This is a genomic window from Undibacterium sp. Ji49W, assembly GCF_049340205.1.
Classification (GTDB): Bacteria; Pseudomonadota; Gammaproteobacteria; order Burkholderiales; family Burkholderiaceae_D; genus Undibacterium.
In genome coordinates, this window is record NZ_JBMPOW010000029.1 from 1 (window position 1) to 16835 (window position 16835).

The window sequence follows — 16835 nt, forward strand, 5'->3', positions numbered from 1 at the left end:
CTACTGGCAACAGGAAGGCGCCGTCAACAGCACGTTCTGGTGTTGGGATGTAGGAATCCAGTGCATCAGCCAGTTTCATGATGGCTTCTTCGCCCAGAGGACCTTTGTCGCCTTCGAGGGCCAGTTTGGCGGAACCTTGAATGATAGGCAGGTCGTCGCCTGGGAATTCGTATTTGGACAACAATTCACGAACTTCCATTTCAACCAGTTCCAGCAATTCAGCATCATCAACCATGTCGCATTTGTTCAGGAACACGATGATGTATGGAACGCCAACTTGGCGGGCCAACAGGATGTGTTCGCGAGTTTGTGGCATAGGACCGTCTGCTGCGGAGCAAACCAGGATCGCGCCGTCCATTTGTGCCGCGCCAGTGATCATGTTTTTAACATAGTCAGCATGGCCTGGGCAGTCAACGTGGGCGTAGTGGCGGCCGGCTGTTTCGTACTCAACGTGGGCTGTATTGATTGTAATACCGCGCGCTTTTTCTTCTGGTGCTGCATCGATCTGGTCGTAGGCTTTTGCTTCGCCGCCGAATTTTTTCGACAAGACTGTTGCAATCGCTGCTGTCAGTGTGGTTTTGCCGTGATCAACGTGACCAATTGTGCCTACGTTTACGTGCGGCTTGGTGCGCTCGAACTTACCTTTTGCCATTTTATTCTTCCTTCAAAAAGAACGATTTATCAACAATAGAAAACCTGCCCCTGCATGGGGCAGGCCTTTGATTCTTTATTACTTCGCTTTGGATGTGACGATCGCGTCGATAACATTCTTCGGCGCTTCAGAGTAGTGCTTGAATTCCATCGAGTACGTAGCGCGACCTTGGGTAGCGGAACGCAGGGATGTGGAATAACCAAACATCTCGGACAAAGGCACTTCAGCTTTGATGATCTTGCCACCGCCGCCAGCGATTTCGTCCATACCCTGAACCATACCGCGACGTGAAGACAAGTCACCCATGACTGTACCAGCGTAGTCTTCAGGTGTTTCAACTTCAACAGCCATCATTGGCTCCAGAATAACTGGACTTGCTTTACGGCAGCCATCTTTGAATGCCATCGAACCCGCCATACGGAAGGCGTTTTCGTTGGAGTCAACGTCATGGTAAGAACCGAAGAACAATGTAACTTTAACGTCAACAACCGGGTAGCCAGCCAATACACCGGAAGTCAGTGTTTCGCGAACACCTTTTTCAACTGCAGGGATGTATTCGCGTGGAACTGTACCGCCTTTGATCGCGTCAACGAATTCAAAACCTTTACCTGGTTCTTGCGGTTCGATCTTCAGAACAACGTGACCGTACTGACCACGACCACCGGATTGCTTAACGAATTTACCTTCGATTTCTTCGCAAGTTTTGCGGATAGTTTCGCGGTAAGCAACTTGTGGTTTGCCGACTGTCGCTTCAACGTTGAATTCACGCTTCATACGGTCAACGATAATGTCCAGATGCAACTCGCCCATACCGGCGATAATTGTCTGACCAGATTCTTCGTCAGTACGTACGCGGAAAGATGGATCTTCAGCGGCCAGACGGTTCAAAGCCAGACCCATTTTTTCCTGGTCAGCCTTGGTTTTTGGTTCTACAGCCTGAGAAATAACTGGCTCTGGGAATATCATGCGTTCCAGAACAACGATTGCTTTTTCGTCACACAGCGTATCACCAGTAGTTGTGTCTTTCAGACCAACAACCGCAGCGATATCACCCGCCATCATTTCTTTGATTTCTTCACGTTGGTTCGCGTGCATTTGAACCAGACGGCCGATACGTTCTTTTTTCTCTTTAACAGAGTTGTAAACGCTGTCGCCAGAATTCAATGTACCGGAGTAGCAACGGATAAAGCACAATTGACCAACGAATGGATCAGTTGCGATTTTGAATGCCAGAGCAGAGAATTTCTCTGTATCTTCAGCTTTACGGACAACTGGTTCGTCATCTTCGTTCAGACCTGGAACTGGTGGGATGTCCAATGGGGATGGCAGGTATTCAACAACCGCATCCAGCATCGCCTGAACACCCTTGTTCTTAAATGCAGTACCACACATCATAGGAACGATTTCAGAAGCGATAGTACGTTGACGCAAAGCAGTTTTGATTTCTTCTTCAGTCAAATCACCTTCTTCAAGGTATTTGTTCATCAGCTCTTCACTGGCTTCAGCAGCTGCTTCAACCATGTTTTCACGCCATTTTTGCGCTTCAGCCAACAGGTTTTCAGGGATATCACGGTATTCAAATTTCATACCTTGAGATGCAGCATCCCAAATGATTGCTTTCATCTTGACCAGATCGATAACGCCTTCGAACAGGTCTTCAGCACCGATAGGTACTTGCAGAGGAACTGGATTGGCTTTCAGACGTGCACGCATTTGATCGTACACCTTGAAGAAATTCGCGCCAGTACGGTCCATCTTGTTGACGAATGCCAAACGTGGGACTTTGTACTTGTTAGCCTGACGCCATACGGTTTCAGACTGAGGCTGTACGCCACCTACTGCACAGTAAACCATGCAGGCGCCATCCAGAACACGCATGGAACGCTCAACTTCAATCGTGAAGTCAACGTGGCCTGGTGTATCGATGATGTTGATGTGATGCTCAGGGAAATTGTTCGCCATGCCCTTCCAGAAGCATGTCGTCGCAGCGGAAGTGATGGTGATACCACGTTCCTGCTCTTGTTCCATCCAGTCCATGGTAGCCGCGCCATCATGCACTTCACCAATTTTGTGGTTTACACCGGTGTAAAACAGAACGCGTTCTGTCGTCGTTGTTTTACCGGCATCAATGTGAGCAGAAATACCGATGTTGCGGTAGCGCTCAATGGGGGTCTTACGGGCCATAGCTAATCCTAAATCTTTTAATGGACAAAACCGAGCGCATTTTTTTACAAAAATCGCGCCCGGCCTGATTCAAAATACTTGCCAGAGCCATTGCATGATTGACACACAATCGCTCCTTACTCTTACTCTTAGAAGCGGAAGTGAGAGAAGGCCTTGTTGGCTTCAGCCATACGATGGACTTCATCACGTTTCTTCATTGCGCCGCCGCGACCTTCTGCGGCTTCCAGCAATTCACCACCCAAACGTTGTGGCATGGATTTTTCGCTACGCTTGTTAGCGGCTTCACGCAACCAACGCATAGACAAAGCCAGACGGCGAACTGGACGAACTTCTACAGGCACCTGGTAGTTAGCACCACCAACACGGCGGGATTTAACTTCAACCAGTGGCTTGGCGTTGTTGATTGCCAGCGCAAACACTTCCAGAGGATCTTTACCAGATTTTTGCTGAATGTGATCGAATGCGCCGTAGATGATGCCTTCAGCAACAGATTTCTTGCCGGACAACATCAATACGTTTACAAATTTTGCTACTTCTACATTACCGAATTTTGGATCCGGCAGTACGTCCCGTTTCGGGACCTCACGACGACGTGGCATTTCAATTCCTTTCAATCTTCAGTTGAGCACAAAGCAACATTTTGCTCTACGCTCGCGACAGGCCATCATAACCGGTCACTTACTCGGCTTATTTCCAAACCGACACTGATCCGTAATAGTTTACGGAGATTAAATTACGAGATAATTACTTCTTAACTGCCTTAGCACGCTTAGCACCATATTTGGAGCGAGCTTGCTTACGGTCTTTAACGCCTTGAGTATCCAAAGCACCGCGAACCATATGGTAACGAACACCTGGCAAATCCTTTACACGACCACCGCGCAGCAATACCACGCTATGTTCTTGCAAGTTATGGCCTTCACCGCCAATGTACGAAATAACTTCGAAACCATTGGTCAGGCGAACTTTGGCAACTTTACGCAAAGCCGAGTTAGGCTTTTTTGGAGTTGTCGTATAAACGCGGGTGCAAACGCCACGTTTTTGCGGGCTGTTTTCCAGCGCCGGCGATTTGCTTTTAACACGTGCAGAAACACGTGGTTGGCGAATCAGTTGATTGATGGTTGGCATCGTTTTTAATCCAACAAAATACAACGTTAAACACAAACCCGGAAACGGTTGCCCGGGAACTTAAAATCATTTTTTGTCTGAATCCTCAGACTTACCCGACTATTTTTGCCTGCTTTTTAAGCACTGCAACACGTGACATAAAGGGCCATAAAGTGATAAATACGGCGCACAGACACATGAAACAACAATAGAAAATGCAAACCCAAAATCGAGAACTCGCAATTTTATGCCCTGATGAACAAGCATGTCAACGCTTTTTATTTCTTAAATTCAAGCGCTTAGATAAAATGATCGGCCTTTCAGGGTAGAAAATTTCCCCAAAAAAGCAAGCCATAACTCGGGACAGGGCTATCCTGACGGTCTTTCAAAGTCAAAATATCCTTAAATTCCGCAACCACCATGCCGCAGCCAATCTAAATCATTTACTATTTACGCCCTTGACTCGCCGGAATCCATCACCCGCCACGACAGCAGCACCGGCCCGATGACCGCCACTCACTTATTCAGCAAGCTAAGCAATTTGACAATGCCTACCCCGTTTCGCCCTGCATCACTATTCCTGATCGTCAGTTACCTGCTGATTTCGACCTTGCCGTTTTTTCCACTACTGCAAGGTCAGCCGGTGGACAAGCCCTATCACTTGCTGGCAATGGAAGTGCTGTCCTGGCTGGTATTTTGGGCGTTGCTGCAAAAACCGCGCTGGTTTCATTACCTGCTGCTGCCAGCCTTCCTTGCCCTGCCGACGGAAATTTACCTGCGACTTTACTTTGGTCAGGGCATTTCCACCCATCACCTGGGCATCATGGTTGAAACCAGTCCTAAAGAAGCAATGGAATTTTTGGGCAACAAGGTCTGGCTGCTACTGCTGATTGTCATTGCCGTCATCAGCTGGTGGTGGGGCCTGTTGAAGATAGCACGTGCTCACAGTCACTGGGATTGGCAACACCGCTCACGCTGGCTGCTGCTGGGCTTGTTTGTGCTGGGTTTGGGTGTATGGTTTTATGGCGACCAGATCGGTGTTGCAGAAAAACCCGCTTCGGCCAGCACCAGTGCATCCGCTTCTGAAACGGATGAAGATGATGAAGACGAGGATAGCAGCGCATCCACATCAGCCAAAGCCACGGCCAAGGCTTCGGCCAGCGCTTCTGACTATAGCCTGAACAAATGGGCCACGAAACTGAAGAAGCAATTACCTTTATTGCCATACTGGGCACAGATTCCTTACGACGAAGAAACTTATATACGTACCTGGCCGTTTGGCCTGAGCTTGCGGGCGGCCGATTTTTGGAATGAGCGTGACTATTTGTCCCGTTTATCTGAAAAAAGCCGCGCTTTCCGTTTTCAGGCGCATCTGGATGGCAACCCGAATTTGCCACAAACCGTTGTCATGGTCATCGGTGAATCCTCGCGTTTTGACCGCTGGAGCCTGAATGGCTATGACCGCGACACCAACCCCTTGCTTAAACAAGAAAGCAATCTAGTCAGCTTCAGCGATGTGGTTACGGCTGTGTCAGCTACCCGGCTGTCAGTGCCTATTATTGTGTCACGCAAGCCGGCGGCACAAAGCCTGAAAGCCGGTTTTTCAGAAAAATCCTTCCTGACCGCCTTCAAGGAGGCTGGTTTTAAAACCTACTGGCTATCGAACCAGATGAGCTTTGGGCAATTCGATACACCGACCTCGGTCTTTGCCAAGGAGGCAGATGTCACGCAGTTCCTGAACCTGGGCGGCTTTACCAATAGCTCAAACCTGGATCAGGTATTACTGGAACCCATGGCGAATGCCATGCGTGACCCGGCACCGAAAAAACTGATCGTCCTGCATACTCTGGGTAATCACTGGAACTACAGCCATCGTCACCCCGCCTCTTTCGACAAATGGAAGCCTTCTTTATATGGTGTGACCAATCCCGCCTATACCGACTTGAAAAACAAGCAGGCACTAAATAATAGTTACGACAATTCCATCCTGTATACCGACTGGATGTTGTCGGAAGTCATACAGAAGCTGAAAACCAGCCAGCAACTCACGTCCCTGCTGTTTGTGTCTGACCACGGTCAGACCTTGTATGACGGTACTTGCAACCTGGCCTTCCATGGCCATAATACTCAATATGAATTCCATGTGCCGGCCTTTGTCTGGTATTCAGATGCCTATCAGGAACAATTTCCCGACAAGATCATACAGTTGCGCCTGCACCAGAAAGCCAGGCTGTCCACCGAAAATATATTCCACAGCCTGCTAGATATGGCGAATATCCGCTACCCGGATGAAAAGCTGGAGTGGAGCGTACTCAGCCAGAAGCTGAAAGCACATACCCGCTATGTCGACAGCTATGGCTGGACCGATTACGACAATGCCACCTTCAAAGGTGATTGCCGCGAAGTAATGGATAAAAAGACGCCCCTGGTACAAGAGAAATAAACAGGACTGATGCAATCGCCGGCGCTGCGCTGCTGGCTTCACTGGCTTTCGCTGGCTTTCATTGCAGCAAATACACTTTGTCACTTACACTTGCGCTATGCCACATGAGATCGCGCCCACCCTGCAATTTACTCACCAGCAACAGCCGACCGCCATCGTGGCAGGTGCCTGGCTGGTGCATGCCCTGTCAGGCAGGGCCACCATGCATGAAATCAGCGCGCTGCTCAACAAGGCAGCGCAGCAAAAAGACCTGCACTGGGATTTGTCGCAAATCAGCAGCCTCGATCATATAGGCGCACAAATGTTGTGGCGCGCCTGGGGCAAGCAAAGACCACTGCAGCTCAGTATGCTACCCGCGCATGAGGGCTTGTTTCTGCGGCTGGAACAGGTAAGCCGGATCAGTATCCCGGGTTCGCCCAAGGCTCGCCTGACACGCATCATGCAGTTGGGTGGACAGATGCTGGGGCTGTTCAACCATCTGTACAGCTTCACCGCGCTGCTCGGCCAGTTGATGCTGGATCTGTGGCGCTTTGTGCGGCACCCGCTAAAGGGCCCGTGGAAAGAATTATCGGCCAACATCTACCGTACCGGTGCCCAGGCGCTAGGCATCACTGCACTGGTCGGCATTTTGATCGGCGTGGTATTGTCGTATCTGTCGGCGCAACAATTGCGTACCTTTGGTGGTGACCTGTATATCGTCAATATCCTTGGCATGAGTATCATCCGCGAACTGGGTCCTATGCTGGCAGCCATTCTGGTGGCGGGCCGCTCGGGTTCGGCCATTACGGCGCAGCTTGGTGTCATGCGTGTGACGGAAGAACTGGATGCCATGAGCGTCATGGGCATACCCCACGGCTTTCGCCTGATCATGCCAAAAGTACTGGCGCTGGCCATCGCCATGCCGCTGCTGGTGATCTGGACCGATGTCATGGCGCTGGCCGGCGGTATGATCTCCGCGCAGGCGCTGCTGGGCATGTCACCCGAATTCTTTATCTATAAATTACCGGAAGCGGTACCACTTCTCAATTACTGGATAGGCCTGCTCAAAGGTGTGAGCTTTGGCATGCTGATCGCCCTGATCGCCTGCCACTATGGCTTGCGGATAGAACCGAATACCGAAAGCCTGGGGCGCGGCACCACCAATTCCGTGGTGGTGGCGATTACCGTCGTCATCATTGCCGATGCCATATTTGCCATCATCTTTAGCAAGACGGGATATTGATGAAGCAGGAACATATCATTGAAATCCACAACTTGCGCACCCAGTTTGGTCGTGCCGTTATTCATGATCAACTGGAACTACAGGTCAGGCGCGGTGAAATTTTATCCATCGTCGGTGGTTCGGGTTCGGGCAAGACGGTGCTAATGCGGCAAATGCTGGGGCTGGAAGTGCCGACTCGTGGCAACATCAAGGTATTTGGCGAAGACCTGCATGCACCGCAGGCCCGCCATCTTGATTACCTGCGCAAGCGTTCCGGCATGCTGTTCCAGCATGGTGCCCTGTATTCGGCCATGAGCGTATTTGACAATGTTGCTCAGCCCATGCGTGAACTGGGCACTCTGTCAGAAGACCTGATCACCGATCTGGTCTACCTGAAACTGCATATGGTCGATATTGCCTTTGAACACGCGCGCAAGATGCCATCTGACCTGTCCGGCGGCATGATCAAGCGGATTGCCTTGGCGCGGGCGCTGGCGCTGGAGCCGGAACTGCTGTTCCTGGATGAGCCCACCGCCGGGCTGGATCCGGACCGGTCGGACAGTTTTGTTGAACTGATATTATCGCTGCACCAGCAATTGCGCCTGACCGTCATCATGGTGACGCATGACCTGGACAGCCTGTTTGCCCTGTCCAACCGGATTGCCGTGCTGGCAGAAAAACGCGTAGTCACCATCGGTACGCCGCAGGAAGTGCTGGCATTTAAACATCCATTCATCAACAGTTTCTTTCTTGGTGGACGCGGTCAGCGCGCCATGGAAGTACTGTCACCAACCCCGCATCAGGAAATGTAAGCTATGGAAAACAGATCTCATGCGCTCATGGCCGGCTTCTTTACCATTGCCCTGCTGGTGCTGGCGACGGTACTGGCAATCTGGCTGGGGCGCGACAAAATCAAACGGATTCCGTATGAAGTCGTGACCAAGACAGCGGTGTCCGGCCTGAACCTACAGGCCGCAGTACGCTACAAAGGCATCAAGGTTGGCAATGTTACCGACATCGATTTTGATGACAGGAACCCCGGGCAAATCATTTTGCGCCTGGAAATCATTCCCGATGCGCCGGTCACCAGTTCCACCTTTGCCACCCTGGGTTATCAGGGCGTGACCGGGATTGCCTTCGTGCAACTCGACGATGACGGTAGCTCCAAGCAACTGCTGGTTGCTGATGCTACCCAGGTCAACAGCGATGCGCCACCGCGTATACCGATGCGCCCGGGCATGATGCAAAATCTGGAACAGCGTGGTCAGGCCATCCTCACCCAAACCGAAGAACTGACACGCCGCCTGAACAAATTGTTTGATCCCGACAACCAGAAATCACTGATGACCGCCATCGACAATTTCGGCAAAGCATCGGCCGCCTGGAAGGCCTTACCCGAGAAGTTCGATCCTACCCTGGCCCGTCTGCCAGAACTGGCGGAACAGGCCAAGGCCACCTTGAAATCTGTCAACGTGCTGGCAACCGACGCCAGCAAGCTCAGCAATAACCTGAACCAGTTTGCCAGCAACCTGCAAGCAGCCGATGGCCCGCTGGCGCGCTTCAACCAGGCCATGGACAGGGTCAGTGACAGCCTGATCATCGATACCCTGCCGCGCGTGCAGACGCTGACCACTGAAACGCGAGCCACCATGCGTTCCATCAACCGGGTATCAGAAAGCCTCAATGACCGGCCGCAGAGTCTGCTGTTTGGCCCGCCGGTACAGACACCCGGCCCCGGCGAGCCCGGCTTTGTCGCCCCCAAATAAAGGAATTCGCATGAACCATCGATACCTGTACCAACAGCTTGCACGCCTGGGCGCGATGCTCGGCCTGTTCGCCATCCTGTCCGCCTGTTCTACTACCCCGGTCGCACAGCGGCAGCAATATGACTTTGGCCCCTGGCTGGCGGAAAGCCCGGCTACCCCTGTAGCTGGCAAGCTGCAATTCAGCCTGGCGGAGATTACCGTCCCGGCGGCACTGGAAAGCAATGCCATGTTGTATCGCCTGCAATATGACAATGTCCAGCAACTCAAAGCCTATTCCCAGCACCGCTGGAGCATGCCGCCTGCACAACTGCTGGCACAGCGGCTGAAAACCCGCCTGACCAGCCAGGGCAATGATGTCATGGTCAGTACTGAAGCGGCATCGCCCTTCCCGGTATTGCGTATAGAACTGGAAGAGTTTTCACAAATCTTCAGCAGCACATCTCAAAGCCATGCGCAAATCAGCCTGCGTGCCAGTCTGGTCAAAGGCCGTCAATTGCTGGCACAAAAGAGTTTCCAGCAAAAGGTGACTGCGGCCAGTGCCGACGCACCCGGTGGCGCGAAGGCCATGCAGGAAGCTGCCGATGCCAGCATTGATGCATTGCAAACCTGGATCAAAAGCCTGCCCCTGAATTAAGTCCAAGCTCAAGCGTATGCAGCCCAGCCCTTCAGCCAATGCTTCAGCCAACGCTGACGCCGACGCGGTCAGCTCACAGCACAGCTCGCCCTTTGCCAGGGTAAGCCTGGCGGCTTACCTGTTTTTGATCGTGTATGCCAGCTGGTATCCGTTCACCGGCTGGCAAGCCAATAACTGGGCCGCCCTGCCGGATGTCATTCAGCAATGGCCAAGGTATTGGTCAGGCTTTGACGCGGGCATCAATGTAGTCGGCTATATTCCCTTTGGTATATTGATCGTGTTTGCGCTGTATCCACTGGTCACCCGCTGGTGGGCGGCGCTGCTGGCCACCCTGGGCGGGGTCCTGGTGTCGGCTACGGCAGAAGTGGTGCAATATTTTTTACCCAGCCGCGTGACGTCCTTGCTGGACTTTTTGACCAATGCATCCGGTGCCATGCTGGGTGCCATACTGGGCGCCCTGCTGACCCCGCTGATACTGGAAAAAGGCCGCCTGCAACTCTTGCGCAAGCAATGGACGTATAAGGAATCCAGCCGCGAAATTCTGGTATTGGGCCTGTGGACCATGGCACAGATTTATCCGCAAGCCTATCTGTTCGGCCTGGGGCAAATCCTGCCCGTCATTTCACAAAGCCTGAGCGAAATGATGGACATCGATATTGATATCAGCAATTTCCTGCTACAGGGTTTCGAGCCCAGCGCGGATGAATATCTGATGTCCGAAGCCATCATCACGGCCTGTAGTTGCACCGGTGCCCTGCTGATCTGTCTTAGCATACTGAACCGGCATGCGCCCAAATCCGTGCTGGCCACCCTGTTATTGCTGGGCGCACTGATCATCAAATCGCTGGCCAGCGCCCTGCTGTTCAAACCTGAATATGCATTTGCCTGGCTGACCCCGGGCGCACGTGGCGGCCTGGTACTCAGCATCATCATGCTGTACGGCTTTTCTTTTGCGCCAGCGCATGTACAGAAAAGGCTGGCGCTGGTATTGCTGACAATTTCGCTGATCGTATTGAATCTGGTGTCTGACAACCCCTACTTCGCGGCCACCATGCAGACCTGGGTACAGGGCAAGTTTCTGAACTTTAATGGTGCGGCCCAGTTCCTGTCGGTGTTCTGGCCTTTCCTCGCAATTTGGGCCTTGTTGCGCAAGCCGGCCAGCACCTGAAGCGCGGCTTCCTGCCCCTGCCTGCGCAATTGCAGTATCATAGTGGGCTTCAACTACTGCCATCCGGCGGCGCAATCTCAAATTACCCTCAGGTAAGCTCAGGTTGCATGGCCCGCAGGCTGAATAATCTATGTCTGAAGCTCTCTATTTTCAAAAACATGTCTTCTTCTGCATGAACCAGCGTGAAGATGGCCGCCCTTGCTGTGCCGACCGTGGCGCGCAGGCAGCACAGGAACATGCAAAACGTCGCGTCAAACAGCTGGACATGAATGGTCACGGCAAAATCCGCATCAACAAGGCTGGCTGCCTGGACCGTTGCGAAGAAGGCCCGGTGCTGGTGGTCTATCCGCAAGGCACCTGGTATACCTTTGTTGATCAAAGCGATATTGATGAAATCATTGATGTTGACCTGATAGGCGGTGGTGTCGTCGAACGTCTGAAGATCTGAATCCCATGAATGCCCAAACCGAACACTTTTTTATACAGGGCGCAGCAGGACAATTGCAATGTGCGCTTGACCTGCCTGATCCCGAAACCCATGCCGCCCCTGTCGGCCTGGCCCTGGTAGCCCATCCGCACCCATTGTATGGCGGCACCATGGACAATAAAGTCGCCCAGACCCTGGCGCGCACTTTTACCGGCCTGGGTTATGCAGCGGTACGTATGAATTTCCGTGGTGTTGACCAGTCCGCAGGTACTTACGATGCCGGTCTGGGTGAAACTGATGACATGGAATTATTGCTGAACGCTATGCGCGCCCGCTTCCCTGGCCTGCCGCTGGCACTGGCCGGGTTTTCCTTTGGTACCTTTGTCCAGGCCCGCCTGCAACAACGCCTGCAAGAGAGCCCGCAAGAACGCGGCCAGCCCGCAGAACGCCTGGCGCTGGTCGGTGCGGCTGCCGGCAAATGGGATATGCCGCTGATACCTGCCAATACCATTCTGGTTCATGGGGAGCTGGACGATACCATTCCCCTGAGTGCGGTACTGGACTGGCTGCGCCCGCAAGACATACCTGTCACCGTGATACCAGGCGCCGACCATTTCTTCCACCGTCGCCTGCACCATATCAAACAACTCATCACCAGCATGTGGGATAAAGCCTGATGATGTCTTTACCAGATTCATCTCGCCAGCCAGTCTGGTGAAGATGTAGCTTATTTGTTTTTTTTGTCACCCCTTGTTTTACTAGCTACCCAATGAAAAAATTCCTCGCTTCTATTGCCGTATCGCTGCTGACCATGACAGCTGCGGTCGCGCAAACCCTGCCTGCACCGACGATCGCTTCCAAATCCTGGCTTTTGCTTGACGCCACCAGTAATCAGGTGATCGCCGCGCAAGAACCAAGCATGAGCGTAGAGCCAGCATCGCTGACCAAGATCATGACCGCTTACCTGGTGTTCGCTGCCCTGAAGGACAAGAAACTGGACCTGAATCAGAGCATCAATGTCTCTACCCGCGCCTGGAAGGTCGATGGCAGCAGTTCCAAAATGTTTATCGAGCCCAACAAGCCCGTCACCATCAATGATTTGCTGTATGGCCTGATCGTACAGTCAGGCAATGATGCAGCTGTCGCCCTGGCAGAAACCGTGGCCGGTAGCGAAGAAGCCTTCGTCGTGCAGATGAACCGCGAAGCCGAACGCATGGGTTTGAAAGCGACCCGCTTTGCCAATCCGCATGGCTTGCCCAGCAAGGACAATTATTCGACCGCCCAGGACCTGTCCACCCTGGCCGCGCGCCTGATCATCGATTATCCCGATTTTTATAAAACCTATTACTCGACCAAAAGCTTTACCTATAACAAGATCACCCAACCCAACCGCAACCGCCTGTTGTGGCTGGACCCTAGCGTAGACGGCATGAAAACCGGCCACACCTCTAGCGGTGGCTATAGTCTGATTTCTTCTGCCAACCGTCCGAATGGCACCGGCACGCGTCGTCTGATTTCTGTCGTCATCGGTACCGACAGCGACCAGGTGCGTGCGCAGGAAAGCCTGAAACTGCTGAACTGGGGTTACCTCAACTTTGACACCCTGAAGCTGTACGAAAAAGGCCAGGCCATTGCCACGCCGGAAGTATGGAAAGGCACGCAGGCACAGATCAAAATCGGTTTCGACCGTGATCTGTATGTGACTTTGCCCAAAGGCGCAGCCGCCAAGCTGAAACCGGCACTGGAACGCAAAGACCCGCTGGTGGCCCCCATCACCATCAACAGCAAGGTCGGTAGCGTAAAAATGATGCTGGATGGCAAACCCGTTGCCGAATTTCCGGTAATGGCGCTGGAACAGGTCAACCAGGCCAGCATCTTTGGCCGCGCCTGGGATTCGATACGTCTGATGTTCAAGTAAGCTGGCGCGATACCCATCCCCTTACCCTTCCTTGATGCGCGGCCCTGCAATATTGCAGGGCGCGCATAAACCCTGGCTATGCTTGTATGCGTTAATTGCATAAACATCGCCGCCATTCTGTGTGAAAATAAGTTCTTCTCTTCTTCACTCAAGCAGACATCATGAATGATCCCCTGGTATACCTGAATGGCGAAATGACGCCGCTGTCCGAAGCCAAAATCCCGGTCCTGGACCGTGGCTTTATTTTTGGCGATGGCATCTATGAAGTCATCCCTGTGTATCAGCGCAAGATGTTCCGTGCTGATCAGCATCTGGCCCGCCTGTTCCGCAGCCTGGCATCCATAGGCATTACCAATCCGCATAGCAAGGAAGAATGGCTGGAACTGATCGCCAGGGTCATGGCCGCGCATGAAGCGGATGACCAGATGGTCTACCTGCAAGTTACCCGTGGCGTCGCCAAACGTGCACATGCCTTCCCCAAGGATGTGACACCTACGGTCTTCATCATGACCAACCCCATCGTCCTGCCGACTGCGGCGGCACGCGAAAACGGGGTTGCCTGTGTATCCATGGAAGACAAGCGCTGGTTGCATTGTGAGATCAAGTCCATCTCGCTGCTGGGCAATGTGCTGGCGGCACAAAATGCGGCCGAAGAAGGCGTGGCCGAAAGCATACAGTTCCGTGACGGTTACCTGACTGAAGCATCCGCATCAAATGTGTGGATAGTCAAAGACGGCGTGCTGATGGGCCCGCCAAAAGACAACTTGATACTGGAAGGCATACGCTACGGCCTCATCGAAGAACTGTGCGCCGCCCACAACATCAAGCTGGAAGCCCGCCGCATTACGCGAGAAGAAGTCTTCGCCGCCGATGAAGTCATGCTGTCATCCGCCACCAAGGAAGTACTGGCAGTAGTGAAACTGGATGATGCGACCATTGGTGACGGCAAACCGGGCGCGATTTACCATAAGTTGTGTGCGGCTTATCAGGCTGCCAAAGCGGCTTAAAAATACCGAAAACATATTTTCTCGTAGGTTGGGCCGGGCCTCGCTAGGCTACGGGGTATCAGCCCAACACTCGGCCTCTGCAAACGTATACGTCATTCAAATGCCAAGTGTTGGGCCGGTAAACCGTAGCCTAGCGAGGCCCGGCCCAACCTACAATTAAAGCTTCTACGCCTTCCCCTGCCCCAACAAACTAAACCCATGCGTCCAATGCTGACGCTGGAACGCATAGCTGATCCACAACATCGCCAGCGGTTCGATCAAACGCGCCGCTGTAATGTCACCCATGTCTATCGCGCCACGCCAGCCAAAATCACGCAGGATGGCCGACACTTCCTGTTTCGCGCCTGCATCATTCCCCGCAATAAACATATCCGGCTGACCATCTGAAAATTTTGGCTGCACCATATGCGTAAAGACGATGGTATTAAAAGCCTTGACCACCCGCGCCTGCGGCAGCAGTCTTTGTACCAGCTCACCAGCAGAATCACTGAAGCCTACCGCCAGCTTTGGCGAACCTGTAGCAAAATCCAGTAGTGGATTGACAGCATCAATGACGGTTTTACCAGCAAAATTGGCAGGGCCAGCCAATGCCAGGCTTTCAGATAAGCCATCCCATGGCAAAGCGAGGAAAACCAGGTCGGCAGCCTTGGTCGCATCTGCATAGCTGCTGGCCCGCGCTGTTGGTACAGTTGCCAGTGCTTCCCTGCTTTTATCACTGTCAGGGTTGCGAGTACCAAAAATCACTTGATAACCAAGGCTGGCAAATCCTTTGGCGATGGCAACGCCGACGATACCATTACCCAGAACTGCGACTGTCTTTGTAGCTGTTTGCATTTTGTTTCTCCTGTCTGTGTGTTGATAGGAGTGATTGTGATCTCATTGATTAATGCTGATAAGCCAGCTATTCTTATTTTCACTTACAACCTCAGGTTACGAATATGAAGTTCGATGCCTCTCAACGTGTACCGGCCATGCTGTCTTTCATACAGGCGGCAGATCGTGGCAGCTTTGCGGCGGCGGCCAGGGCGCTGCATATTTCTGCCGCAGCGGTCAGTAAAAATGTGGCGGGTTTAGAGCAAAGCCTGGGCGTACGCCTGATGAATCGCAGCACCCGTTCGCTGCAATTAACAAGCGAAGGTCAGACTTTTCTGGAAAACGCGCGCGCAGCAATTAATGCACTTGATCACGCAGTGGACAGTGTCAGCCGCCAGCATGCCGAAGTGATGGGCCATGTCAGGATATCGACCGGCAACGCTTTTGGTCAGCATTACCTGCTGCCCTTGCTACCCAAATTACAGCAACGCCATCCAGGCTTGCGGTTGGCGATAGATTTTGATGATCATCGTATAGACTTGGTGCGTGACGGCTATGACCTGGCCCTGCGTGGCGGCATGATAGAAGATTCCAGCGTCATTTCGCGCACAGTCTGCCCTTTGCACACCATACTGGTTGCTGCCCCATCTTATTTGGTGCAGTACGGCGTGCCGCAGCAGATTAGTGACCTGGACCAGCACAAGCAAATCGCCGTCCGTTTTCTGAATGGCAAAATGACTACCTGGAACCTGAAGCTCAGGCAGGGTGAGATAAACCGCCTCTACCCGCGTGAACCTGATCTGACGGTGTCGGCCCCTGAATTTGCAGTGCAAGCGGCCATCATGGGCATGGGCATTGCCCAGGTGGCCGTCTACCATTCATGGCGTTACTTACGTGACAACAAGCTAAAAATCGTGCTGGGCAGGTTTCATCAAGAAGGTAATAGGCAGATGGTATTGCAATACCCACATCGGGCGCTGATTGCACCGCGCGTAAAAGCGACAGTGGATTTTTTGCTGGAAGAGTTGGCACAAATCGAGTCGTTGCATGTCCCCCTGGCATCACTGACTAACTTTTATGCATGAGGCCAGGATAAGCCGAAGGAGTATGCGATGGTATTGGAATTCCGTCGCAAGACCCCATATACTGACATTACGTTATTTTGATATATGGACGCATTATGGAAATGAGACCCATCCCCCCTGAAGAAAGTCTGATTGAATATCCCAGTGACTTTCCAATCAAGATCATGGGACCGATGCATGATGAATTCGCACAAACCATGGTGGAAGTGGTAACTATCCATGATCCGACCTTTCATGCAGGCAAAGTTGAAATGCGGCCTTCCAGCAAGGGCGCTTACCTGTCAGTAACAGTAACTGTGCGTGCTACCAGCCGTGAGCAGCTGGACAATCTGTACCGTGAACTGTCTTCTCACCCTATGGTGAAAATAGTACTGTAAGACCTTAAGACTCGAAGCTGTTTGCCAGCACAGACTGGCAAACAGAGCGCACC

At 52.5% G+C, this 16835-nt stretch carries 16 protein-coding genes and 1 pseudogene; 12 read left to right on the plus strand and 5 right to left on the minus strand.

The genetic code is table 11. The features are described from left to right. The 4 genes from ACO0LK_RS25675 to rpsL all read right to left on the minus strand — a co-directional run. On the minus strand, positions 1–652 hold a 652-nt coding region (locus tag ACO0LK_RS25675), incomplete at its 3' end, for a GTP-binding protein (RefSeq protein WP_422977455.1). Positions 653–730: 78 nt separating this feature from the next. Then, complete coding sequence (fusA, locus tag ACO0LK_RS25680) at positions 731–2836, minus strand: elongation factor G (RefSeq protein WP_186950149.1); 2106 nt, start codon at positions 2834–2836, stop codon at positions 731–733. Between the two features lie 128 nt (positions 2837–2964). Continuing rightward, the gene (gene rpsG, locus ACO0LK_RS25685) at positions 2965–3435 is read right to left on the minus strand and encodes a 30S ribosomal protein S7 (RefSeq protein ID WP_162039546.1); all 471 of its coding nucleotides are present in this window, start codon (positions 3433–3435) and stop codon (positions 2965–2967) included. Positions 3436–3580: 145 nt separating this feature from the next. Next, positions 3581–3964, minus strand: a complete 384-nt coding sequence (gene rpsL, locus ACO0LK_RS25690) for a 30S ribosomal protein S12 (RefSeq protein WP_110258019.1) — start codon at positions 3962–3964, stop codon at positions 3581–3583. Between the two features lie 526 nt (positions 3965–4490). On the opposite strand from rpsL, the gene ACO0LK_RS25695 reads away from it, so the two are divergent. From ACO0LK_RS25695 to ACO0LK_RS25740, 10 genes are all read left to right on the plus strand, one after another. Beyond that, complete coding sequence (locus ACO0LK_RS25695; RefSeq protein WP_422980193.1) at positions 4491–6386, plus strand: phosphoethanolamine transferase; 1896 nt, start codon at positions 4491–4493, stop codon at positions 6384–6386. Between the two features lie 97 nt (positions 6387–6483). Continuing rightward, positions 6484–7608 carry an MlaE family ABC transporter permease gene (locus tag ACO0LK_RS25700; protein WP_422980195.1) on the plus strand — a complete coding sequence of 375 codons (1125 nt, stop codon included), beginning with the start codon at positions 6484–6486 and terminating at the stop codon, positions 7606–7608. Next, complete coding sequence (locus ACO0LK_RS25705; RefSeq protein ID WP_422980197.1) at positions 7608–8399, plus strand: ABC transporter ATP-binding protein; 792 nt, start codon at positions 7608–7610, stop codon at positions 8397–8399. The genes ACO0LK_RS25700 and ACO0LK_RS25705 overlap by 1 nt, the downstream gene beginning before the upstream one ends. A 3-nt stretch (positions 8400–8402) precedes the next feature. After that, entirely contained in the window at positions 8403–9353 is a 951-nt protein-coding gene (locus ACO0LK_RS25710) for an MlaD family protein (RefSeq protein ID WP_422980199.1), read from the plus strand. A gap of 10 nt (positions 9354–9363) precedes the next feature. Further along, positions 9364–9987: an ABC-type transport auxiliary lipoprotein family protein gene (locus tag ACO0LK_RS25715; protein WP_422980201.1), complete on the plus strand. Its 624-nt coding sequence runs from the start codon at positions 9364–9366 to the stop codon at positions 9985–9987. A 16-nt stretch (positions 9988–10003) separates the two neighbouring features. Beyond that, on the plus strand, positions 10004–11155 hold the full coding sequence (locus ACO0LK_RS25720; RefSeq protein ID WP_422980203.1) for a VanZ family protein: 1152 nt from the start codon (positions 10004–10006) through the stop codon (positions 11153–11155). A 130-nt stretch (positions 11156–11285) separates the two neighbouring features. After that, positions 11286–11603: a (2Fe-2S) ferredoxin domain-containing protein gene (locus ACO0LK_RS25725; protein WP_186950135.1), complete on the plus strand. Its 318-nt coding sequence runs from the start codon at positions 11286–11288 to the stop codon at positions 11601–11603. 5 nt (positions 11604–11608) lie between these two features. After that, positions 11609–12259 carry an alpha/beta hydrolase gene (locus ACO0LK_RS25730; RefSeq protein WP_422980205.1) on the plus strand — a complete coding sequence of 217 codons (651 nt, stop codon included), beginning with the start codon at positions 11609–11611 and terminating at the stop codon, positions 12257–12259. A 92-nt stretch (positions 12260–12351) separates the two neighbouring features. Further along, entirely contained in the window at positions 12352–13500 is a 1149-nt protein-coding gene (locus ACO0LK_RS25735; protein WP_422980207.1) for a D-alanyl-D-alanine carboxypeptidase family protein, read from the plus strand. A 161-nt stretch (positions 13501–13661) separates the two neighbouring features. Continuing rightward, positions 13662–14507 carry a D-amino acid aminotransferase gene (locus ACO0LK_RS25740; protein WP_422980209.1) on the plus strand — a complete coding sequence of 282 codons (846 nt, stop codon included), beginning with the start codon at positions 13662–13664 and terminating at the stop codon, positions 14505–14507. Positions 14508–14672: 165 nt separating this feature from the next. Here the strand turns inward: ACO0LK_RS25740 and ACO0LK_RS25745 are convergent. Continuing rightward, positions 14673–15353: pseudogene (locus ACO0LK_RS25745) on the minus strand (NADPH-dependent F420 reductase); the annotation flags it as partial. A 92-nt stretch (positions 15354–15445) separates the two neighbouring features. Here ACO0LK_RS25745 and ACO0LK_RS25750 point away from each other — a divergent pair. Together ACO0LK_RS25750 and ACO0LK_RS25755 are read left to right on the plus strand one after the other, a co-directional pair. After that, entirely contained in the window at positions 15446–16405 is a 960-nt protein-coding gene (locus ACO0LK_RS25750; RefSeq protein WP_422980211.1) for a LysR family transcriptional regulator, read from the plus strand. Positions 16406–16500: 95 nt separating this feature from the next. Further along, positions 16501–16782 (plus strand): DUF493 family protein, encoded by a 282-nt coding sequence (locus tag ACO0LK_RS25755; protein ID WP_422980213.1) that lies wholly within the window; start codon positions 16501–16503, stop codon positions 16780–16782. The last annotated feature ends 53 nt before the right edge of the window (positions 16783–16835 follow it).